General features: G+C 68.8%; 21 protein-coding genes and 2 pseudogenes. 9 read left to right on the top strand and 14 right to left on the bottom strand.

Annotated features, from left to right (window positions below; all coding sequences use genetic code 11):
- Positions 1-20 precede the first annotated feature (20 nt).
- Positions 21-968 (top strand): SDR family NAD(P)-dependent oxidoreductase, encoded by a 948-nt coding sequence (locus tag ABZX90_RS11365; RefSeq protein WP_355203707.1) that lies wholly within the window; start codon positions 21-23, stop codon positions 966-968.
- Here the strand turns inward: ABZX90_RS11365 and ABZX90_RS11360 are convergent.
- From ABZX90_RS11360 to ABZX90_RS11335, 6 genes and pseudogenes are all read right to left on the bottom strand, one after another.
- Positions 920-1,138, bottom strand: a pseudogene (locus tag ABZX90_RS11360) (VOC family protein); the annotation flags it as partial. The gene ABZX90_RS11365 and the pseudogene ABZX90_RS11360 overlap by 49 nt on opposite strands.
- Positions 1,139-1,318: 180 nt before the next feature.
- Positions 1,319-1,666: pseudogene (locus ABZX90_RS11355) on the bottom strand (NAD(P)-binding domain-containing protein); the annotation flags it as partial.
- Positions 1,667-1,738: 72 nt separating this feature from the next.
- Entirely contained in the window at positions 1,739-2,674 is a 936-nt protein-coding gene (locus ABZX90_RS11350; protein WP_355203704.1) for an SDR family oxidoreductase, read from the bottom strand.
- 96 nt (positions 2,675-2,770) lie between these two features.
- Positions 2,771-2,974, bottom strand: coding sequence for a hypothetical protein (locus ABZX90_RS11345; protein WP_351119191.1), 204 nt, complete (start codon positions 2,972-2,974; stop codon positions 2,771-2,773).
- A gap of 89 nt (positions 2,975-3,063) precedes the next feature.
- A complete protein-coding gene (locus tag ABZX90_RS11340) occupies positions 3,064-3,687 on the bottom strand; it encodes an NAD(P)-binding domain-containing protein (protein WP_355203701.1) in 624 nt (207 codons plus the stop codon).
- A gap of 238 nt (positions 3,688-3,925) precedes the next feature.
- A complete protein-coding gene (locus ABZX90_RS11335; RefSeq protein WP_355203698.1) occupies positions 3,926-4,660 on the bottom strand; it encodes an SDR family oxidoreductase in 735 nt (244 codons plus the stop codon).
- Between the two features lie 209 nt (positions 4,661-4,869).
- Between ABZX90_RS11335 and ABZX90_RS11330 the strand changes: the two genes are divergently transcribed.
- From ABZX90_RS11330 to ABZX90_RS11315, 4 genes are all read left to right on the top strand, one after another.
- Positions 4,870-5,781, top strand: a complete 912-nt coding sequence (locus ABZX90_RS11330; RefSeq protein ID WP_351119187.1) for a LysR substrate-binding domain-containing protein — start codon at positions 4,870-4,872, stop codon at positions 5,779-5,781.
- Positions 5,782-6,403: 622 nt separating this feature from the next.
- Positions 6,404-7,468 (top strand): aromatic ring-hydroxylating dioxygenase subunit alpha, encoded by a 1,065-nt coding sequence (locus ABZX90_RS11325; RefSeq protein ID WP_355203695.1) that lies wholly within the window; start codon positions 6,404-6,406, stop codon positions 7,466-7,468.
- Complete coding sequence (locus ABZX90_RS11320) at positions 7,465-7,677, top strand: hypothetical protein (protein WP_355203692.1); 213 nt, start codon at positions 7,465-7,467, stop codon at positions 7,675-7,677. Before ABZX90_RS11325 ends, ABZX90_RS11320 begins: the two co-directional genes overlap by 4 nt.
- Positions 7,674-8,609, top strand: a complete 936-nt coding sequence (locus tag ABZX90_RS11315) for a PDR/VanB family oxidoreductase (protein WP_355203689.1) — start codon at positions 7,674-7,676, stop codon at positions 8,607-8,609. The genes ABZX90_RS11320 and ABZX90_RS11315 overlap by 4 nt, the downstream gene beginning before the upstream one ends.
- Here ABZX90_RS11315 and ABZX90_RS11310 read toward each other — a convergent pair.
- Entirely contained in the window at positions 8,560-9,375 is an 816-nt protein-coding gene (locus ABZX90_RS11310) for an IclR family transcriptional regulator C-terminal domain-containing protein (RefSeq protein ID WP_355203686.1), read from the bottom strand. The genes ABZX90_RS11315 and ABZX90_RS11310 overlap by 50 nt on opposite strands.
- A gap of 186 nt (positions 9,376-9,561) precedes the next feature.
- Between ABZX90_RS11310 and ABZX90_RS11305 the strand changes: the two genes are divergently transcribed.
- From ABZX90_RS11305 to ABZX90_RS11290, 4 genes are read left to right on the top strand one after another with little or no spacing between them, the layout of a single operon-like run.
- A complete protein-coding gene (locus tag ABZX90_RS11305) occupies positions 9,562-10,533 on the top strand; it encodes an ABC transporter substrate-binding protein (protein WP_355203683.1) in 972 nt (323 codons plus the stop codon).
- On the top strand, positions 10,530-11,339 hold the full coding sequence (locus tag ABZX90_RS11300) for an ABC transporter permease (RefSeq protein ID WP_355203680.1): 810 nt from the start codon (positions 10,530-10,532) through the stop codon (positions 11,337-11,339). The genes ABZX90_RS11305 and ABZX90_RS11300 overlap by 4 nt, the downstream gene beginning before the upstream one ends.
- Positions 11,336-12,154 (top strand): ABC transporter permease subunit, encoded by an 819-nt coding sequence (locus ABZX90_RS11295; RefSeq protein WP_355203677.1) that lies wholly within the window; start codon positions 11,336-11,338, stop codon positions 12,152-12,154. Before ABZX90_RS11300 ends, ABZX90_RS11295 begins: the two co-directional genes overlap by 4 nt.
- 20 nt (positions 12,155-12,174) lie before the next feature.
- Complete coding sequence (locus ABZX90_RS11290) at positions 12,175-12,987, top strand: ABC transporter ATP-binding protein (protein ID WP_351119179.1); 813 nt, start codon at positions 12,175-12,177, stop codon at positions 12,985-12,987.
- 67 nt (positions 12,988-13,054) lie between these two features.
- On the opposite strand, the gene ABZX90_RS11285 is transcribed toward ABZX90_RS11290, so the two are convergent.
- From ABZX90_RS11285 to ABZX90_RS11255, 7 genes are all read right to left on the bottom strand, one after another.
- A complete protein-coding gene (locus ABZX90_RS11285; protein WP_355203673.1) occupies positions 13,055-14,656 on the bottom strand; it encodes an alpha-amylase family glycosyl hydrolase in 1,602 nt (533 codons plus the stop codon).
- A gap of 39 nt (positions 14,657-14,695) precedes the next feature.
- Positions 14,696-15,571, bottom strand: coding sequence for a carbohydrate ABC transporter permease (locus tag ABZX90_RS11280; RefSeq protein WP_351119177.1), 876 nt, complete (start codon positions 15,569-15,571; stop codon positions 14,696-14,698).
- The gene (locus ABZX90_RS11275; protein WP_351119176.1) at positions 15,568-16,539 is read right to left on the bottom strand and encodes a sugar ABC transporter permease; all 972 of its coding nucleotides are present in this window, start codon (positions 16,537-16,539) and stop codon (positions 15,568-15,570) included. The genes ABZX90_RS11280 and ABZX90_RS11275 overlap by 4 nt, the downstream gene beginning before the upstream one ends.
- A gap of 8 nt (positions 16,540-16,547) precedes the next feature.
- The gene (locus tag ABZX90_RS11270; protein ID WP_355203669.1) at positions 16,548-17,897 is read right to left on the bottom strand and encodes a sugar ABC transporter substrate-binding protein; all 1,350 of its coding nucleotides are present in this window, start codon (positions 17,895-17,897) and stop codon (positions 16,548-16,550) included.
- Positions 17,898-18,100: 203 nt separating this feature from the next.
- Positions 18,101-19,099 (bottom strand): LacI family DNA-binding transcriptional regulator, encoded by a 999-nt coding sequence (locus ABZX90_RS11265; RefSeq protein WP_351119172.1) that lies wholly within the window; start codon positions 19,097-19,099, stop codon positions 18,101-18,103.
- Positions 19,100-19,178: 79 nt separating this feature from the next.
- Positions 19,179-19,868, bottom strand: coding sequence for a GntR family transcriptional regulator (locus tag ABZX90_RS11260; RefSeq protein WP_351119171.1), 690 nt, complete (start codon positions 19,866-19,868; stop codon positions 19,179-19,181).
- Between the two features lie 113 nt (positions 19,869-19,981).
- Positions 19,982-20,983, bottom strand: a complete 1,002-nt coding sequence (locus tag ABZX90_RS11255) for a proline racemase family protein (RefSeq protein WP_355203665.1) — start codon at positions 20,981-20,983, stop codon at positions 19,982-19,984.
- Between the last annotated feature and the right edge of the window lie 47 nt (positions 20,984-21,030).

The following is a 21,030-nucleotide window of genomic DNA, read 5'->3' as shown; positions in this document are numbered from 1 at the left end:
TAGCTAGTTGGGAGCCTGGCATGAACGAGAAGTGGACGACGGCGAATATTCCGGACCAGCGCGGGCGGGTGGCCGTGGTGACCGGGGCCAACACCGGACTGGGGTACGAGACCGCCAAGGCGCTCGCCGAGCGTGGGGCGTCCGTGGTGCTCGCCGTGCGCAACGTCGAGAAGGGCGAGCAGGCCGCGGCCCGCATGACCGGCGACGTGACCGTGCAGGCGCTGGACCTGACCTCGCTCGACTCCGTCCGGACCGCGGCGGCGGCGCTGCGGTCCCGGCTCGACCGGCTCGACCTGCTGATCAACAACGCCGGCGTGATGTACACCCCGAAGCAGACCACCCGGGACGGCTTCGAGATGCAGTTCGGCACCAACCACCTCGGCCACTTCGCGCTCACCGGGCTGCTGCTGGACCTGATGCTGCCGGTGCCCGGCTCGCGCGTGGTGACGGTCAGCAGCACCGGCCACCGCATCCGGGCCGCGATCCACTTCGACGACCTGCAGTGGGATCGGTCGTACAGCCGGGCCGCCGCCTATGGTCAGTCCAAGCTGGCCAACCTGATGTTCACGTACGAACTGCAGCGCCGGCTCGCCACGCACGGCACCACCGTCGCGTTGGCCGCGCACCCCGGCCTGTCCAGCACCGAACTCGCCCGCAACACCCCCGCGGCCCTCCGGCTTCCGCTCACCTGGCTCGCGCCGGTGATCACCCAGACGCCGGCGATGGGCGCGCTGCCGACCCTGCGCGCCGCCACCGACCCCGCCGCGCTCGGCGGCCAGTACTACGGTCCCGGCGGACGCAACGAGGTCAAGGGCCACCCCCGGCTGGTCACCTCCAGCCCAAAGTCGTACGAGGCAGCCGTCCAGCAGCGACTGTGGGCCGTCTCCGAAGACCTCACCGGGGTGAAGTTCCCCGTCGTTCAGTCCAAGCAGAACTCGTTTCCCTCCGGATCGGCCATCGAGATGTAGCCCGCGCTGGTAGCAGGCGCCGGCTCGTCGCGGCGCAAGCGGGTGGCGCCGGGACCGACGAGGCGCTCGCACTCCGCTTCGAGGGCGGCCATCCGCTCGTCGCCGTGCAGGCCGGGTGGGGCGCGTACGTCCAGGTGCAGGCGGTTGTTGGCTGGCTTGCCCTCCTGCAGGACACCCAGGGCAAGGCCGACATGCGACGCGGATGCCGATCCACGCTCAGGCGGCCATCACCCGCCTCTGCATTGCTGCGGGAGAGATCGTGGGCCTCTCAGAGGCCGCCGCTACACCTGGGTTCCGGGCCGTTTCTTCTTCGGGCCGTTTCTTTCCCCTCGGCCATCGCCAGACGCTTGCCGCAGCAGCAGTTCGCTCGAGGTGAGCGACTCGCTGTCGAGCTCGGGGATGTGCCCGTCACGCTCGGGGCCGTAGTTGCACGTGTCGATGACCGTCTTCCCGGCCAGTGGCGCGGCGGGCAAGTCGGGGAACGCCTTGACCGGCACCGTGACCACGACGATGTCACCGGCCGCCGCGGCCTCCCCGCTCGTCGCCGCGGACGCCCGCGGCCCCAGTTCCGCGACCGTGTCCGCGAGCGTTTCGGGACCGCCCGAGTTGCTGAGCACGACCTGGTGCCCGGCCTCGATGGCGAGCCGCGCGAGGGTACTGCCGATGAATCCGCTTCCGATGAATCCCACAGTCGTCATATTCCCGGCGTCCCTTCAGAAGAGCCGAACCCTTGTCATTTGCCGGACTCGTTGCGATTCGGGTTCCTGCCGTCAGCTGGCGGAGAAGTAATGGCCGTTGTCCAAATCGGCGAGCAGGCCGGGCTGAGCGGGTTCCCAGCCGAGGGTCCGGCGGGTGATGAGGTTGGACGCCGGGTAGCTCTGCGTGACGATGTTCGCGAGGAACCCAAAGTATCCCGGCACCATCAGTACGTCCGCGGGAACGCTCACGGCGGGCAGGCCCAGACGGCTGCCAATGGCCTCGGCGATCTCGCGGAACGGGACGGCCCCGTCCCCAACCGCGTGCCAGTATTTGCCGGCCGGCCCCTTCTCCAGCGCCAAGCGGAACAAGGGGGCGACATCGCGGACGTGCACGGCGTTAAACAGGTTCGCGCCGTCTCCGGGGTAGCCGACGAAACCCTTTTCCTTCGCGAGCGCGATCAGCTGCACGAGGAAGCCGGCACGATCGGTCGTGCTGTGCGCGATGTTGGCAATCCGCACGACCGAAGACCGCACTCCCTGTTCGGCGAGGCCGACCACGGCGGTTTCCACGACGTTCCGAACCCGCAGGGTGCCCTTGTACTCATCGCCGCCGGGAAGGGCCGGGTCCTCCTCGGTGGCCGGCCGGCCCAGGTTCCCTGGCGAGCCTATGCTCCCCGCCGCGACCAGCGGCTTTCCGGTGCCCTCCAGTGCCTCGCCGTACGCGAGCACGATCGGGAGCTCCGCAGCGGCCACGGCGTCGATCCCGCCGGAGAAAAGCAGGTCCTGCCGGTGCGCGACGTGGACGACGCCGTCGGAGTCCGCGGCCGCCTCCTTGAGCCCGTCGAGATCCTCGAGGTCGCCGCGACGCACCTTCGCGCCGAGCGCGGACACCGCCGCCGCGGCCGTGTCCGACCGGGCCAGGCCGGTGACCTCATGTCCGGCGGCGATGAGCTCGGGGATGATGTACGAACCGGAATGGCCGGTCCCGCCAGTGACGAAAACGCGCATGCGACTGTCCTTGTGAGATGAGGTGGAAGGGCTGGTCTTCTCGTGCCGTAGATCGACTGGCGTGACGTAACGCGAGAAGTGGTGGTGCGGGTGCGCTCAGCCGAGGATGCTGACGCCGAGGAAGAAGTCGGTGTGCTTGACGGAGTGGGCAACGAGGCCCGGCTGCAACAGGGCGACGTTCTCCAGCGTCCGCGCCATTGCCAGCTCCCCGATGTCCATCGGGCGTAGTCCCAGGCTCTCGATGAACGCCGACACGCGTGTCTTTGCCTGCGCGTCGTCGCCGGCGATGAACGCGTCCAATGCACGGCGAGGACAACAATGTCTCCGACCGGGTCAACCATTGTCAGGGCGCACGGCGCCCTGCTCGCCGACTGCTCGGCCCCGGGGGCTCAGCCTGTGAATTCGTTGACGCCGAGGGCGAAGTCCCAGTGGCCAACCCCGTTGCCAGCGAGGCCCACCGTGACCACGCCCATTCCTTCCAGCCAGCGCGCCATTTTCAGGCCGCCGACATCCAGCGGGCGCAGCCCGAGGCTCTCGATGAATGCCGCCACACCCGCCTTGGCCTGCGCATTGTCGCCGGCGATGAAGACGTTGGGCCGGCTCTTCTCCAGGACATTACGGAATATGGTGTTGAATGCCTTCACCACGCTGGCGCTGGCCGGGGCGACCTTGGCGACTTCCTGCGCGATCGAGGTCTCCTCGCTGTGGGCCAGTCCGTCGAACGTGGCGTTGAAGGGGTTGCTGATGTCGACGATGACCTTGCCCGCGAGGGCGTCTGCGTACTCGGCGACGACCGGAACGACGCCGTCGTACAAAAGGGCCGTGATGACGATGTCCCCGGCCGGGACGGCTCCCCACCTGCCCGTCGTCACGCGGCCGCCCAGAGCCTTGGCCAGGTCGTCGACCTTGGACTGATCGCGTCCCATGACCTCGACGGTGTTGCCGCTCGCCACCGCGAGAGTGCCGATGGTACGGGCCATGTTCCCCGTACCGATGAGGGTGATGCTGCTCATGAGGTGTGCTCTCTTCCTGTTCTCGAAGTGTCGCTCTGTCTCGTTCGTGCCGGGTCAGTCGCAGGGCGTCGGCCGCAGCGTTTCTGGGCCAACTGCCGTGCCTTTCCCGGCACCTCCGGCTCGTCAGCACGCGGATTCGGTGCCCGCGCAGCACTTTGGTGTGTTGCGTCGTTCGATATCAGTTCGTTGTGGCGACTGGGTTGTTGTGGGTGTGCCCGCGGCATTCCTGGTGTGTGGGTCAAATCGCGGTGGTGCCGCCGTCGGTGACCAGTTCCAGGCCGTTGACGTAGCTGGAGTCGTCGGAGGCGAGGAACAGGGCGACGGTGGCGATTTCTTCGGGGCGGCCCATCTTTCCGCGGGGGATGAGGGACTCGAATGCGGCCGTGGTTGCCTCGTCGAACAGTTCTTCCTGTTTGGCGGTGGCGACCTGGCCGGGGGTCAGGACGTTGACCCGGATCTTGCGGTCGCGCAGTTCGTTGAGCCAGACGCGGGCCCAGGCCTGCTGGACGGCTTTGCTTCCTGCGTAGAGGCTCCAGCCGGGGAAGGCGCCGAGGGAGGCGTTGGATCCGGTCATGAAGATCGAGCCGTTGTCGTTGATCAGCGGCAGCGCCTTCTGCACGGTGAACAGGGTGCCGCGCGCGTTGAGCCAGAAGGCGCGGTGGAACTGTTCCTCGGTGATCTCGCCGAGGACGGCGGGTTCGCCCATCCCGGCGCTGGCCCACAGCACGTCGATCGAGCCCTTTTCCCGCTTGACGGTGTCGTACAAGCGGTCCAGGTCGTCCAGTTCGGCCGCGTCACCCTGGACGGCAGTGACGTTGCGGCCGATCAGCTTGACGGCGTCGTCCAGTGCTTCCTGCCGCCGGGCCTGGATGAAGACGTGCGCTCCTTCCTCGACGAACAGTTTGGCGCCGGCCAGTGCCATGCCGGTGGATCCGCCGGTGATCACCGCTACCTTGCCATCGAGCTTTCCCACGATCACTCCATTGAATTGATGGGTATCTGAAACAGTGTGCGCATTCTGGGCCTGGGTCCTGCTATCAAGTTCCGCTGTCGAATTCTTGTGCCGAATTGACTTCGGCCCCGTTGGGTGTTTATTCAGGTTGTCATTGGCTTGAGTGGGTGTCCAAGACCTCTTTTAGTCGTGGTGATACCCTGGAGGTATCACCGGACCGGGGAGGCGCCATGGATCTGGACCTGCGCAAATTGCGGTACTTCGTCGCCGTGGCCGACCGGTTGCACTTCGGCCGCGCTGCCGATGAGCTCCATATCGCGCAGCCGGTGCTCAGCCGGCAGATCCGCGCGCTCGAGCAGGATCTCGGCGCCTCGCTGTTCACCAGGGATCGCCACGGCGTAGCGCTGACCGACGCGGGCCGACAGCTGCTGGACGATGCCGGTCCGCTGCTGGCCTCCGCGCACGCGGTCCGCCGCCGGGTGTCCGTGGCCGCCCGCGGCAGCCGACGGCTGATGGTCGGTTTCCGGGCCGGTATCCCGGTCATCCCGGCGGCGCGGGCGTTCGAGGCCAGGCACCCGGACGTGGTCGTGGACGTGCAGCGGATCGAAGGGGACGACCAAGCCCCGATGCTGCTCGACGGCCGTATCGATGTCGGCTATGTGCGGCTCCCCATCAATGAGGCCGGCCTGCGCGTCACCCCGCTGTACACCGAGCCGCGGGTGGCAGTGCTGCCCGCCGGTCACCGGTTGGCCGGCAAGGAGGAGGTCACCGAGGCCGACCTGGCCGGCGAACCGCTGCTCTGGAATGGCGACCCGAGCACACAGCCGACCAGGCGCCCGCACCCTAACGCCGGGTACCTGGTGCGCGGGGTGGACGAGACGCTCGAGCATGTCGCGGCCGGCCGGGGCATCTCGTTCCTGGCCCGTTCGGCGTCCGTGTTCTACTCACATCCGGACGTCATCTATGTGCCCATCCCGGATCTGGCGCCCGAACAGGTGTGCCTCGCGGTGGCGGCATCGCGCACCTCGCGGGTGGTCGATGACTTCTTCACCGCGGCTCAGGCGACGGCCGAGATCACGGCAGAATGCGGGAACTATGAAATGTGGCAGCTTGGAAGCGATGCCGTTGCAAAGAACGGTTGACCCACGAGCAGCGGATTCAGTCCGTTCAGGCAAAGTTGACGCCCCGACACCCAAAAAAGGACGTTTCCGCAGGTCAGGTCACGTCTATGGTGAGGCGGGTGGGACTCGAACCCACGGCCGACGGATTATGAGTCCGCTGCTCTGCGCTACGCCGAATTCGCTCCCCGCTGACTTCCCAGTCCCAGCCATAGGGCTGGTAGCAGCCAGACTCAGAACCTTCCTGGCCACACCGCCCGAAACCAACCGGGCCACTCCTAGGCTGAGTCACCATCCGGCAACAGCCCTGTTCGCGCTAGCCGGAGCAGGCGTCCCATGCGTGTCACCGGGAGACGAACGGCCCGTCGATGACCGTCTCTCTGCGTCCTTCAGTCAGCAATCTGCTCGCGATTCCTCCCCCAATCCCTCGCGCTAGCGAAAACGTGGCTCGAACAGCGACGGGAGATCGAGGTCGGCGCGGCGGCCAAGTGGACGAGCATCCCCACCTCCCCCAGGAGGACACTCACGCGCCACCCCGCTGATGTGGCATTTCATCGGACGTCTTCCGTGAGACGGAAGTCGTATTGCGGCCCAGTGATGTCTGCCCGAACGATGCCACCACCATCAGAGACGGGAGCCGGCCTTCATGCCTCACATGACGTCGTTCGCCAGAAACCAGTGGTACGTCGCCGCCTACACCTACGAAGTGGGGCGCGAGTTGCTCGGGCGGACGGTTCTCGGTGAACCGCTCGTCCTCTACCGGACCGAGGAGGACGGGACGGCCGTCGCCCTGTCGGACCGCTGTGTGCACCGGCGCTTCCCTCTCTCGGAGAGCCGGCTCGACGGTGACCGGATCGTGTGCGGCTATCACGGGTTCACGTACGACACGACGGGCACCTGCGTGTACGTGCCGGGGCAGAAACGGATACCGCGCACCGCACGCGTCGCCTCCTACCCGGTCGTGGAGCGGGACTTGTTCGTGTGGGTCTGGATCGGCGACCCGGCCCTCGCCGATCCGGGAGCCGTCCCCCGCGCCCCGCACATGGACTCGCCCGACTGGACGACGGTCAGCGGTATGGAACCCATCGACGCGGACTACGGGCTCCTCGTCGACAACCTCCTCGACCTGTCGCACGAGACCTATCTGCACGGCGGCTACATCGGTACGCCCGAGGTCGCCGAGACGCCGATCGCCACCGAGGTCGACGAGGGCGCCGGCATCGTGCGCGTCTCCCGGCACATGGACGACGCCGAGTGCCCGCCGTTCTACGCCCGTTCGACCGGCATCGAGGGCCGCATCACACGCTGGCAGGACATCGAGTACCACGCGCCGTGCCTCTATCTGCTGCACAGCAGGATCGCGCCAGTCGGTGTGCTGCCGGAGGCGGACGGCAGTGACCCGAACGCCTTCCACACCGAGATCACGTACGCGATCACGCCGTCCGGCGAGGGCAGGGTGTACGACTTCTGGGCGGTCTCCCGTGACTTCGCCCGCTCGGACGACGATGTGACCACGTTCCTGCGGGACTTCAACCACACGGTCGTGATGCAGGACGTCGACGCCCTCAACCTCCTCCAGAAGTCCCTGGGCACCGAACGCCCCGGCTACCAGGAGCTGAGCATCAACATCGACACCGGCGGTCTCGCGGCCCGGCGCATCCTCGCCCACCTGGCCGAGGAGGGCGACAAGCCGATGGAGAGGGTCCGGTGACCGGTCCGACCGGCGAGATCTACCGCGTCGACTGGGTCCCGGGCACCGACTTGCTGCACGGCACCTGTCACTGCGGCGCCGAGCACACGGCCCAGGACCCGATCGCGATGTGGGAGTGGATGCTCGCCCATCCCGAGGGGCACGGAGCGCGGAGAGCCGGCCAGGGACGGCACGGGAGCGGGAGCGGATCACAGGGAAAGGACTCATGACCGCGTTCGAGGCCGAACTCGTCGTCGAGCGGCGGGAGTCCGTCGCCGACGGCGTGCTCGCCCTGACCCTGTGTCATCCACTCGGCGCGGACCTTCCGTCCTGGGAGCCGGGCGCGCACATCGACGTCGTGCTCGGGCCGGACCTGGAGCGGCAGTACTCCCTGTGCGGTGATCCGGCGCAGCGCGGGATCTGGCGGATCGCGGTGCTGCGTGAGCCGGACGGGCGGGGCGGATCGGCCCACGTGCACGACCGGTTGGGCGTAGGTGACAAGGTTCGTGTCCGGGGTCCGCGCAATCACTTCGCGCTCGCGCCCGCCCCGCGCTACCGGTTCGTCGCGGGCGGCATCGGCATCACCCCGATCCTGCCGATGCTCGCCGCGGCCGAGGCGGCGGGCGCGGAGTGGACGCTGCTGTACGGCGGGCGGACCCGCGGCTCCATGGCGTTCACCGAGGAGTTGGGGCGCTACGGAGACCGGGTCGTCCTCGCTCCGCAGGACGAGACCGGACTGCTCGACGTCGCCGCCGTGCTGGACGAGGTCGCCGAGGGCACCCTCGTCTACTGCTGCGGTCCCGGGCCGCTTCTCGACGCGGTGGAGGAGCGCTGCCCGGCCGGGCTGCTGCACGTGGAGCGGTTCCGGCCGAAGTACCAGGAGGGCGGCGGGGAAACGGAGTTCGAGGTCGTCCTGGAGCGGTCCGGGCGGACGGTGACCGTCGCCCCCGGTGTCTCCGTCCTCGACACCGTGCGCGCCGCCGGCGTCGAGGTGCTCTTCTCCTGCACCGAGGGCACGTGCGGGACCTGCGAGACGGATGTGCTCGAAGGGACCCCGGACCACCGGGACTCGGTGCTCACGGACGAGGAGCGGGAGGCGGGCGAGACCATGCTCATCTGCGTGTCCCGCTGCCACGGGAACCGGCTCGTGCTGGACCTGTGACCGCGAGGTCCCCCTCGATCCGCGCGACGGTCGCCAGCAGGTGGGGAAGCAGGTCGCGGCGGACGGATTCGAGGCTGTTGCGGCTGGCGTGCACGGGGATGTTCACGGCCGCCACCACGGCGCCGTCCCGGTCCCGCACCGGGGCGGCGACCGAGCGCAGGCCCTCCTCCAACTCCTGGTCGACGATGGCGTATCCCTGCCGCCGCACCTGGCCGAGCTCCTCCTTCAGGAGGTCCGGCACGACGATCGTGCATGCCGTCAGAGGGCGCAGAACGGCTCGCTCCAGCCGGGCGTCGATCTCCTCGTCCGTGAGGTGCGCGAGGATCACCCGGCCCACGGAGGTGACATGGGCCGGGAAGCGGGTGCCGACGGTGATCGTCGCCGTCATGATGCGCCGGGTCGGGACCCGGGCCACGTACACGATGTCGTCGCCGTCGAGGACACAGAGCGAGCTCGACTCCCCCACCTGTTCGGCGAGTTGCTCCAGATGCGGCAGGGCGATCTCCGGGAGGGTGAAGCCGGAGAGATAGGCGTAGCCGAGTTCCAGCACGCGCGGGGTGAGCCGGAAGACACGGCCGTCCGTGCGGACGTACCCGAGATCGACCAGGGTCAGCAGGAAGCGGCGTGCCGCGGCGCGGGTCAGGTCGCAGCCGCGCGCGACCTCACTGAGTGTCAGTTCCGTTCGGTCGGCGCCGAATACGCGGATGACGGCGAGTCCGCGTTCGAAGGATCGGACGAAGTGGGGCTCTCGGGCTGCTGCAGGCATCGTCGCCTCCAGAGGGACATACGGAGCACTCTCCGCACGGGCCGAGAGCGCACTTCAATAACTGTCAACAATATTGTTAGCCAAGGCCATTGACCCGGCACGGACGGGGTTCTACCTTCGCGCTGAGCACCATTGTGCGGTGTGCGCACAACCTGTCGGAACACTTTCGTCTGCACAGGAGGAGCCATGCGTCGTCTGCTCGCCGGTATCGCGGTCGGAGCCTTCCTGGTCGCCGCGTCGGCCTGCGGTTCGTCCGACGGCGGCGGCGCCTCGGACAAGAACTCTTCGTCCGGCGGTACCACCACCGTCAAGGTGGGGATCATCCCCATCGTCGATGTCGCCCCGGTCTATCTGGGCCAGAAGAAGGGCTTCTACAGCAAGCGCGGCCTGAAACTGTCGATGACGCCCGCACAGGGCGGCGCGGCGATCGTGCCGGGTGTCGTCTCGGGCCAGTTCCAGTTCGGGTTCTCCAACATGACCTCGCTGATGATCGCCCAGTCCAACGGCGTTCCCGTGAAGGCCATCGCGAACGGTGTCGCCTCGACGGGTGTCGCCGGCAAGGACTTCGGCGCCATCACGGTCAAGAAGGGCAGCGCCATCACCTCGGCGAAGGACCTGGAGGGGAAGAAGGTCGCCGTCAACACGCTGAAGAACATCAATGAGACGGCCGTGCGCGAGTCGGTGCGCAAGGCGGGCGGCGATCCGTCCGAGGTGAAGTTCGTCGAGCTCGCCTTCGACCAGATGCCCGCGGCCCTCGACAGCGGCCAGATCGACGCCGCCATGGTGGTCGAGCCCGCGCTCGCGACGGTCAAGAGCCAGGGCGGCACCGAGATCGCCTCGTCCCTGGTCGACGTGGCGAAGGACCTCACCGTCGCCATGTACTTCACCTCGAACCAGTACGTGACGCAGCACCCCGACGTGGTGAAGAAGTTCCAGGAGGCCACCGCGGAGTCCCTCGCCTACGCCGACGCCCACCCGGACGAGGTCCGGAACATCGTCACCACGTACACGAAGATCCCGACGGCCCTGCTGGCGAACGTGACCCTGCCCAAGTGGCCGGCCGAGCCGAACCGGACCTCCATCGAGGCGCTGGAGAAGCTGGGCGAGCAGGACGGGCTCTTCAAGACGGCGCCCGATCTGGACAAGCTGCTGCCGTGAAGCGGAAGCAAGCGCGTGGCAGTGGCTCCGCCGGGTGGGCCGTGAACGCCGCTCTGGGCGCCGCCGGGCTCGCGGCCTTCCTCGCCCTCGGCGAGGTGGTGCCGCGGCTCGGCGTGGTCAAGGAGCAGTACTTCCCTCCGACCAGCAGGATCGCCCGGGCGCTCGGCGACGAGATCACCGACGGCGCCTTCTGGAGCGATCTCGGGGACACCCTCACCGGCTGGGCGCTGGGCCTGGCGATCGCGGTCGGCGCGGGCATCGTGGTGGGCGTGGTCGTCTCGGTCGTGCCGTATCTGCGCGAGGTGACCGCCTCGACGATCGAGTTCCTGCGCCCGATCCCCTCCGTGGCCCTGATCCCGCTCGCCGTCCTCCTCTACGGCACCGAGCTGCGGTCGGTGCTCCTCCTCGTCGTGTACGCGTCCTTCTGGCAGGTCCTCGTCCAGGTCATGTACGGCGTGCGGGACGTCGACCCGGTGGCGGAGGAGACGGCGCGCTCGTACGGGCTCGGCACCTGGGCCCGGGTCCGTCATGTGCTGTGGCCGACGGCCCTCCCGTACGTCATGACGGGTGTCCGGCTGGCCGCGGCGGTCGCGCTCATCCTCACCGTGACCGCCGAACTCGTCATCGGCGCACCGGGGTTGGGAGCGCGCATCGCGGTCGCCCAGACCTCGCAGGCCGTGCCCGAGATGTACGCGCTGATCGTCGTCACGGGCCTGCTCGGGCTGCTGATCAACGTGGGTGCGCGGACGGTGGAGCGGAATGCGCTGGCCTGGCACCAGTCGGTGCGCGGGGAGGTGGCGGTGTGACGGGCATCCCGCCCGAACCGACGAGGCCGAGCCCGTGGGGCAGCCTCCCCCTGCGGGTGCTGTTCGTCGCCGGGCTCCCCGTGCTGCTGATCGTCGTGTGGTGGCTCGCGTCGGACGGCAGCACCGACGTCTACTGGCCACCGCTGCGCACGATCCTCCGGACCTTCCCCGACGTCTGGACGGGCGACCGGCTCCGCGCCGACCTGGTGCCCAGCCTGCTGCGGCTGCTCGTCGGCTACACGTCGGCGGCGGTCGTGGGCGTCGCCCTCGGGACGGTCATCGGCTCCTACCGGAAGGTGCGGGCGGTGTGCGAGCCGGTCCTGGAATTCCTGCGGGCGGTGCCGCCGCCCGTCCTTGTTCCGGTCATCATGCTGTTCGCGGGCATCGGGGACACGATGAAGATCGTCGTGATCGCGAGCGGCTGTGTCTGGCCGATCCTGCTCAACACTGTCGAGGGGGTGCGTGCCGTCGACTCCGTGATGTCCGAGACGGCCCGCTCGTACGGCATCACCGGCCCGGCCCGGATACGCGCCGTCGTCCTGCCGTCGGCGAGCCCGCAGATCTTCGCGGGCCTGCGCCAGGCGCTGTCCATCGGGATCATCCTGATGGTCATCAGCGAGATGTTCGCGGCCAGCAACGGCCTCGGCTTCACCATCGTGCAGTTCCAGCGCGGCTTCGCGATCCCCGACATGTGGACCGGAATCCTGGTCCTCGGCCTGCTCGGTTTCCTCCTCTCGGTCGTCTTCCAACTCGTCGAGCGCCGGGTGCTCGGCTGGTACCACGGTCTGCGCGACTCCTCCCGGCGGTCCCCGTGACGCTCGCGAAAGGGCGGTCCATGCACGCGTCTTTGGTCGTATCCGGCCTGCGGAAGGTCTACGAGGGGTCAGGGCGCCGGGTGGAGGCGGTCCGGGACCTCACCTTCACGGTGGACGCGGGTGAACTCGTCTGCCTGGTCGGCCCGTCGGGCTGCGGCAAGACCACGCTGCTGAAGTGCATGGGCGGCCTGCTCACGCCGACTTCGGGCGAGGTACTGCTCGGGGGCCGGCGGGTGAACGGCCCGCCGCCGGGCATGGCGTTCGTGTTCCAGGAGTACGGGCGCAGTCTGTTCCCCTGGATGCGGGTCGGCGAGAACGTCGAACTCCCGCTGAAGCAGAAGAACCTGAGCAGGGCGCGACGGCGGGAGCTGGTCGCCGACGCGTTGGAGTCCGTGGGCCTGGCCGATGCCGCGGGGGCCTATCCCTGGCAGTTGTCCGGCGGGATGCAGCAGCGGGTCGCCATCGCGCGGGCACTGGCGTACGAGCCCGAAGTCCTGCTCATGGACGAGCCGTTCGCGGCGGTCGACGCGCAGACCCGCGCCGATCTGGAGGATCTGGTGCGTCGGCTGTGGCGGCAGCGCGGGATCACCATCCTGTTCGTGACCCATGACATCGACGAGGCCGTCTATCTGGGCGAGCGGGTGCTGGTCCTGTCGGCCTCCCCCACCGTCGTACAGGAGCAGCTGAAGGTCGATCTGCCGGAGGAGCGGGACCAGTTGCACACCCGGGTCGCCCCGCGCTTCGCCGAGTTGCGGACCCATGTGTACGAGCAGATCCAGGCGGCGAAGCGCGGGGAGTCGGTCACGAAGACAGATGCGCCTCCACCTCGCTGAACTGGCTCGCGGGCCGGCTGGTCCGTTCATGGTGGGGGCGGAAGCAGCGCTGTGCGGTCCGGCGGTCTCAGGCGCGCAGCCAGACCGCCGTGTCCGGCGGAAGGAACCCGTCGGCGTCCAACGGGCCGCTGACGAGCAGGACATGGGAGTGTTCCGGGAGCTCGACGGCGCCGTCGGAGAGGTTGACGACACAGAGCAGGCCGTCCGGACGGGCGAAAGCGAGGACGTTCTCGGGTGCGGACCGCCAGCTCAGCGGGCCGTCACCGAAGCCCGGTTCGGTGCGGCGGATGCGGAGCGCGGCACGGTAGAGGCTCAGCATCGAGGTGGAGTCCTCCGCCTGGCGGTCGGCGGCGTACGCGGGCCAGCCGGCGGGCTGGGGCAGCCAGGGGTCGCCGCCGAATCCGGCGTACGGGGCGTCGGCGGCCCAGGGCAGCGGGACCCGGCAGCCGTCGCGGCCCGGGTCCGTGCCGCCTGAGCGGAAGTGCATCGGGTCCTGGATGCTGTCGAGTGGCAACTCCACCTCGGGCACGCCGAGTTCCTCGCCCTGGTAGACGTACACGGAACCGGGCAGGGCGAGCGAGAGCAGAGCGGCGGCGCGGGCCCGGCGGGTACCGAGAGCCAGGTCGGTGGGGGTGCCGAAGGCCTTGGCGGTGAAGTCGAAGCCGGAGTCCGTGCGGCCGTAGCGGGTGACCGTGCGGGTCACGTCGTGGTTGCACAGCACCCAGGTGGCGGGCGCCCCCACGGGGGCGTGCTCGGCGAGGGTCTCGTCGATGGAGGTGCGCAGCCGGCCGGCGTCCCAAGGGCAGGACAGAAAGGAGAAGTTGAAGGCGGTGTGCAGTTCGTCGGGGCGCAGATAGCGGGCGAAGCGTTCGGTGTCGGGGAGCCAGACCTCGCCGACGAAGATGCCGTCGTAGGCGTCGGCGACCGCCCGCCAGGAGCGGTAGATGTCATGGAGCTCGTCGCGGTCGACGTACGGGTTCGGGTCGCGGCCCTCGACGAAGTCGGGCAGGTCCGGGTCCTTGGCGAGCAGCGCGGCCGAGTCGATGCGTACACCGGCCACACCCCGCTCGAACCAGAAGCGCAGGATCTCCTCGTGCTCCTGGCGGACGGCCGGGTGCGCCCAGTTGAGGTCGGGCTGCTCGGGGGTGAAGAGGTGGAGGTACCAGTCGCCGTCGGGCAGCCGGGTCCACACCGGTTCGGCGGAGCCCGCGAACTGGGACGGCCAGTCGTTGGGCGGGAGTTCACCGTGTTCGCCGCGTCCGGGACGGAAGTGGAAGAGGTCGCGCTCGGGGCCGCCCGCCAGGGCCGCCCGGAACCAGGGGTGTCGGTCGGAGACATGGTTCGGCACGATGTCGACCAGGGTGCGGATGCCCAGCTCCCGGGCCTCGGCGATGAGTTTCTCCGCCTCGGCGAGTGTCCCGAAGGCCGGGTCGATGGCGCGGTAGTCGGCGACGTCGTAGCCGCCGTCGGCCAGGGGGGAGAGATACCAGGGGTTGAACCACAGGGCGTCCACGCCGAGTTCGGCGAGGTACGGGAGTCTGGCGCGGACGCCCGCGAGGTCGCCGGTGCCGTCGCCGTCGCCGTCCGCGAAGCTGCGGACGTACACCTGGTAGATGACGGCGGAACGCCACCACGCGGACTGATTTCGGGCAGGGCGGGGCTGTCCCACGGTGCGTTGCCTTTCGTTCGAGGAGGTCACGTACAGGCGTCAGCCCTTGGTGCTGCCCGCGCTGATTCCGGCGATGATGTGCCGCTGGAACACCAGGAACATCACGACCATGGGAATGCTGGCGATCACCATCGCGGCGATGAGCACGGTCAGTTGGATGTTCTGCGAGAGCTGGACGAGCGCCACGCTGATGGGCTGCTTGTCGGTGTCGGAGAAGACCATCAGCGGCCAGAGGAAGTCCTGCCAGACTGCGACCAGGGCGAAGATCGACACGACTCCGAGGACGGGCCGGGACATCGGCAGCACGATCGACCACAGGGTGCGCAGCCGTCCGGCGCCGTCGATCTCGGCGGCCTCCAGGACATCGCGCGGGATCTGGTCGAAGAAGCGCTTGAGGAGATAGAGGTTGAAGGCGTTGGCGACGGCCGGCAGCCAGATGCCCAGCGGGTCGTTGAGCAGACTGGTGTGGATGAGGGGCAGGTCGGCGACCGTCAGGTACTTCGGGACGACCAGGGCCTGCGCCGGGACCATCAGGGTGGCGAGGATGCCGCCGAGGATCACCTTGCCGAAGGCCGGCTTCAGCTTGGACAGGGCGTAGGCCGCGGCGGTGCAGAAGACGAGCTGGAGAAGCCAGGCCCCGGCCGCCTGGACGACCGTGTTCCACAGGTGCGTGGGCAGGTCCATCAGGTCCCACGCGTCGGTGTACCCGCCGAGGTGCCAGTGGTCCGGCACGAGGGTCGGCGGTGTGCGCGTCACCTCGTCCGGCGACTTCATGGCGCCGGTCACCATCCAGTAGACGGGGAAGAGGAAGGCCAGCGCGAAGAGCAGGACGACACCGCTGAAGACCGTCCAGTAGACGGCCCTGCCGCGCGGGCGGGACAGGGTGAGCGGGGAGACCAGGGTGCGCGTGCTCATGTGTCGTCCCCTTCCGAGCGGGTCAGCCGCAGGTACAGCGCGGAGAAGGCGCTGAGCAGGACGAGCAGCATGACGCTGAGCGCGCAGGCCCCGCCGAAGTCGTTGTAGAGGAAGGCGTACTTGTAGATCAGGTAGAGCACCGTGACGGTCTTGTCCTCGGGGCCGCCGCCGGTGATCACGAACGGCTCGGTGAAGACCTGCATGGTGGCGATGATCTGCAACAGCATCAGCATGAGGATGATGAAGCGGGTCTGCGGGATCGTGACATGCCGGACCCGCTGCCAGATGTTCGCGCCGTCCAGCTCGGCCGCCTCGTACAGCTCGCCGGGGATGCTCTGGAGCGCGGCGAGGTAGATCAGGACGGTGCCGCCGAGGTTGGCCCAGGTGGCGACGATGACCAGGGAGACGAGGGCGGTGTCGGCGCCGTTGGACCAGTTCGAGGTCGGCAGGTGCAGAGCGCGCAGCGTCTCGTTGGCGAGGCCCGCTCCGGGATCGTAGAACCACTTCCACAGCAGGGCGCTGACCACCGGCGGGATCATCACCGGTAGATAGACCACGACTCTGAAGAAGGCTTTCGCGTGCCGCAGTTCGTTGAGCACCAGCGCCATCACGAAGGGGACGGCGAAGCCGATGAGCAGGGCGAGGAGCGTGAAGGTGAGGGTGTTGCGCCAGGCGGCGGTGAACTCCGGGTCGTGGAAGACCCGGGTGAAGTTGGCGGTGCCGACCCATTCGCCGCCGCTGCCCGGCGTGTACTTCTGGAAGGCGATCACGACCGCGCGGATCGCCGGATACCAGGAGAACAGGGCGAAGCAGAGCAGGCCGCCGATCAGGAAGGCGTAGGCGCGGGACTGGTCGGCCAGGCGCCGGCGCCACGGTCCCCCGGTCCGGCGCCCGGCCGACCGCGGCACCTCCGGCACGCCGACGGCGGCCGGAGGGAGCGCTGCGGGGGGCTTCGATGCGGTCTTCATGAACGGTGTCAGCCTCGGGCCAGGATGGAGTCGATCTTTCCGGAGGCGTCCTTGAGGAGCTGGTCGACGTCGGCGTCCCTCTTGGTGAGGACCGCGGAGACGGCGCCGTCGAGGACGGAGTAGATCTGCTGCGCCTGCGGGGGCTCGATCTTCATCTGCAGGCTCTGGTTGCCGTCGAGGAAGGCCTGGTAGTTCTCCACGGGCACGTTGGCGTTGGCCTTCTTGACCTCTTGGTCCTTGGTGTCCGCGGCGCCGGTGAACAGGCGCGGCTCGGGCAGGCCGACGGGGGCGTTGTTCTGCTTGGCGCGGGCGTAGTCACCGAGGAAGCCGTCGCCGGGCGTCAGGAACATGTGCTCGAGCCACTTGAGGCCGGCCTTGATCTGCTCCGGGGTGTCTTTCTTGTTGAACATGTAGCCGTCGCCGCCGATGAGCGTGCCCTTGCCGCCGGGCATGGGCGCGAGGGCGAGGTCGTTGTAGTTGCCGCCCTTCTCCTTGACGAGGATCGGGATGTTGTCGGGCGCGGAGAGGTACATGCCGAGCTTGCCGGAGCCCATCATCTGCTGGACGTCGTTGATGACCAGCAACTGCTTGCTGCCCATGGAGTTGTCGCTCCAGCGCATGTCCTTGAGGTTCTGCAGGACCGCCTTGCCCTCGGGGCTGTCGATCGTGGACTTCTTGCCGTCCTCACCGACGACGTTCCCGCCCTGCGAGTAGAGCTCGGCGGTGAAGTGCCAGCCGCCCTGGTTCTGCGCGCTGTAGTCGGCGTAGCCGACCGTGCCCTTGCCGAGCGCGGCTATCTTCTTGGCGTCCGCGCGCAGCTCTTCCCAGGTGGCCGGGGGCTTCTCGGGGTCGAGGCCGGCCTTCTCGAAGAGCTTCTTGTTGTAGATGAGGCCCATCGAGTAGCCGGTGCGGGGGATTCCGTAGATCTTGCCGTCGACGGTGTAGATGTCGCGCAGCTGCTGCTGGATGGTGCTGTAGCTCTTGAGGTCCTTGACGTAACTCGTGATGTCGGCGGCCTGGTTGACGTCGACGACGTGTTTGGCGTCGGTGAAGTACGTGTAGAACACGTCCTCCATCTGACCGCCCGCCAGCTTGGCGTCGAAGGTCTTGGGGTCCTGACACGGGAACGCGTCGTGCGCGACGACGTCGATGTCCGGGTTGGCCTTCTCGAACGCCTTGATGTCGGCGTCGAAGAACGAGCGGTCGACCTTGGCGCTCTTCGGCGGCTCGCAGTTGACCGTGATGCGGGTCTTTCCGTCGGCCGTGTCGTCGTCGCCCGAACCGCAGGCGGTTGCGGTGAGCGCGACGGAGGACGCCATGAGCATGACGAAGGTACGGCGGAACCCGGTGTTTCTCATTGGTGGACCCCTTCGGGCAGGAGCGAGGAAGGCCCACGGCGGGCGCGCCGCCGTGTTCTGGCGCCGCACACTCAAGCACTGCCGACATCTGTCCGCAAGATGTCGCGCAGAATCTGTAATTATTTGACAGGGGTAGGGGTCATTGGGGCGGGTGGTTGCGGACCTCCGTCACGGACCTGCGTCACGGACGCCCCTCGCGGACCTCAGCCGCGCGGCGCCTGCCCGGTCGACCCGCGGACCACCAACTCCGGTTCGAAAAGGAGCTCTTCGGCGGTCACACTGCTGCCGCCGATCTGCGCGTTCAGCAGCTCCACCGCCGCGCGCCCCATGGCCTCGATCGGCTGGCGGACCGTGGTCAGCGGGGGTTCGGTGCAGTTCATGAACGCCGAGTCGTCGTACCCGACGACGGAGATCTCACCCGGGACGCTGAGCCCCTTGCGGCGGGCGGCCCGTACGGCGCCGAGCGCGAGCGGGTCGCTGGCGCAGATGATGCCGGTGACACCGCGGTCGAGCAGCCGGGTGGCCGCGGCCTGACCGCCCTCCAGCGAGAACATCGCCCGGGCGACGTGCTCGTCGGGCAGGTCCGGCGCGAGAGCGCGCGCCGCCGCGAGCTTGCGGCCCGAGGGCATGTGGTCGCCGGGGCCGAGGACGAGCCCGATCCGCTCGTGGCCGAGCGAGTCGAGATGACGCCAGGCCTGCTCGACGGCGACGGCGTCGTCGCAGGAGACACAGGGGAAGCCGAGGTGCTCGATGGCCGCGTTGACCAGCACCACCGGAATATTGCGGTCCGCGAGCAGCCGGTAGTGGTCGTGCGGCGCGTCGGCCTGGGCGTACAGACCGCCGGCGAACACCACGCCGGAGACCTGCTGCTGGAGCAGCAGCTCCACATAGTCGGCCTCGGAGACCCCGCCCTTGGTCTGGGTGCAGAGCACCGGGGTGAGACCGAGCTGCGCGAGCGCTCCGCCGATCACTTCGGCGAAGGCCGGGAAGATCGGGTTCTGCAGCTCGGGCAGGACGAGCCCGACGAGCCGCGCGCGTTCGCCGCGCAGCTGGGTCGGCCGCTCGTAGCCGAGGACGTCGAGGGCGGAGAGCACCGCCTGCCGAGTGGAGGCGGAGACTCCGGGCTTGCCGTTGAGCACCCGGCTGACCGTGGCCTCACTGACCCCGACCTTCTTCGCCACCTGAGCAAGTCGTCGCGTCATGCGCGCAAGAATAGCGCAAGAAATGCAAGCTGCTTGCGTAAAGAATCGCCCTACTTCACGCTCGCGCCCGCCGCGATCATCAGGGTGCCGCCCACAGACCGCGGACATGGCCCAGATGGCGCGTCATCACCGCGCGGACGGCGCGCTCGTCGCGCTCCACGAGGGCGTCGAGGAGTTCCAGGTGCTCCTCCGCCGAGGCCTCCAGACGGCCTGCCTCGACCAGGGCGGTGAGCCCGTACAGGCGCGAGCGCTTGCGCAGGTCTCCGACGACCTCGACCAGATGCGCGTTGCCCGCGAGGGCCAGCAGGCCGAGGTGGAAGCGGATGTCCGCCTCCACGTAGGCGATGAGATCACCGGCGGCCGCCGCGGTCACGATCTCCCGGGCGGCCGGCCGCAGCGCCTCCAGCGAGACGGGGTCCGCCGTGGTGGCCAACTGCACGACGGTGGGGATCTCGATGAGCGAGCGGATGTGGGTGTATTCGTCGAGCTGCTTCTCCGAGACCGCCGTGACCCGGAACCCCTTGTTCGGCACCGTGTCGACCAGACCCTCCTTGGCCAGGTCGAGCATGGCCTCGCGGACCGGCGTCGCCGATACCCCGAAGCGGGCCGCCAGCGTGGGCGCCGAGTAGATCTCGCCGGCCCGCAGTTCGCCCGCGATCAGCGCGGCGCGCAGCGCGTCGGCCACGCGCTCGCGGTAGCTGCTCCGCTTGCCCCCCAGCGTGGGCAGGTCGGGAGCGGCTGAGGGTGCGCTGCTGCGCTGGGCGGCCATCGGGGTCTCCTCGTACGGGCCGGTACGTCGTCTCGTCGTACCGGCCGGGTGGCGCGTGTGCCATATCACGTGTTACTCGGGCTACCAGTATCCACGCCCCGGAGCGGGGCCGCTCACAGGACGAACCCGGCCGGGAACGGGTCCGAGGGGTCGAGCAGGTACTGGGCGGTCCCCGTGATCCACGCGCGCCCCGTGAAGCTGGGCAGCACGGCGGGCATCCCGGCGACCTCGGTCGTGCCGAGCAGCCGCCCGGTGAACCGCGTCCCGATGAAGGACTCGTTCACGAACTCGGTGTCCAGGGGGAGTTCACCCCGGGCGTGCAGCTGGGCCATGCGAGCGCTGGTGCCCGTACCGCAGGGCGAACGGTCGAACCAGCCGGGGTGGATCGCCATAGCATGCCGCGAGAAGCGGGCCGTGGCCCCGGGCGCGTACAAGTGGACGTGGTGGCAGCCCCGGATGGACGGGTCCTCCGGGTGCACGGGCTCGCCCTCGGCGTTGATCGCGTCCATCAGCGCCAGTCCCGCCGCGAGGATCTCGTCCTTGCGGGAGCGGTCGAAGGGCAGGCCGAACTGCTCCAGCGGCAGGATCGCGTAGAAGTTCCCGCCGTAGGCCAGGTCGTACGTCACCGTGCGGCCGTCGGCGAGGGTGGCCTTGCGGTCGAGGCCGACGGCGAAGGACGGCACGTTCTTCAGCGTGACCGCCTTGGCCGCGCCGTCCTCGACGGCGACCTCGGCGACGACGTGACCCGCCGGGGTGTCGAGCCGGATCGTGGTCACGGGCTCGACGACCTCGACCATGCCGGTCTCCACCAGCACCGTCGCGACCCCGATGGTGCCGTGTCCGCACATCGGCAGATAGCCCGACACCTCGATGTAGATCACGCCGTAGTCGCAGTCCGGCCGGGTGGGCGGCTGGAGGATGGCGCCGCTCATCGCCGCGTGGCCGCGCGGCTCGTTCATCAGGAACTGCTTGATGTCGTCGCGGTGCTCACGGAAGTACAGCCGCCGCTCGTTCATGGTCGCGCCCGGGACCGTGCCGATCCCGCCGGTGATCACCCGCGTGGGCATGCCCTCGGTGTGCGAGTCGACGGCGTGCAGGACGAGTTTGCTGCGCATGGCACTCCTGAGTGAGGTCGGCTGAGTGAGGTCGGCAGGGGCATGGA

Source organism: Streptomyces sp. NPDC002935, from assembly GCF_040611295.1.
In the GTDB taxonomy this organism is placed as follows: Bacteria; Actinomycetota; Actinomycetes; order Streptomycetales; family Streptomycetaceae; genus Streptomyces.
The sequence above is the reverse complement of the archived record's forward strand: the minus strand, read 5'-3'. Positions and strand labels throughout refer to the sequence as shown.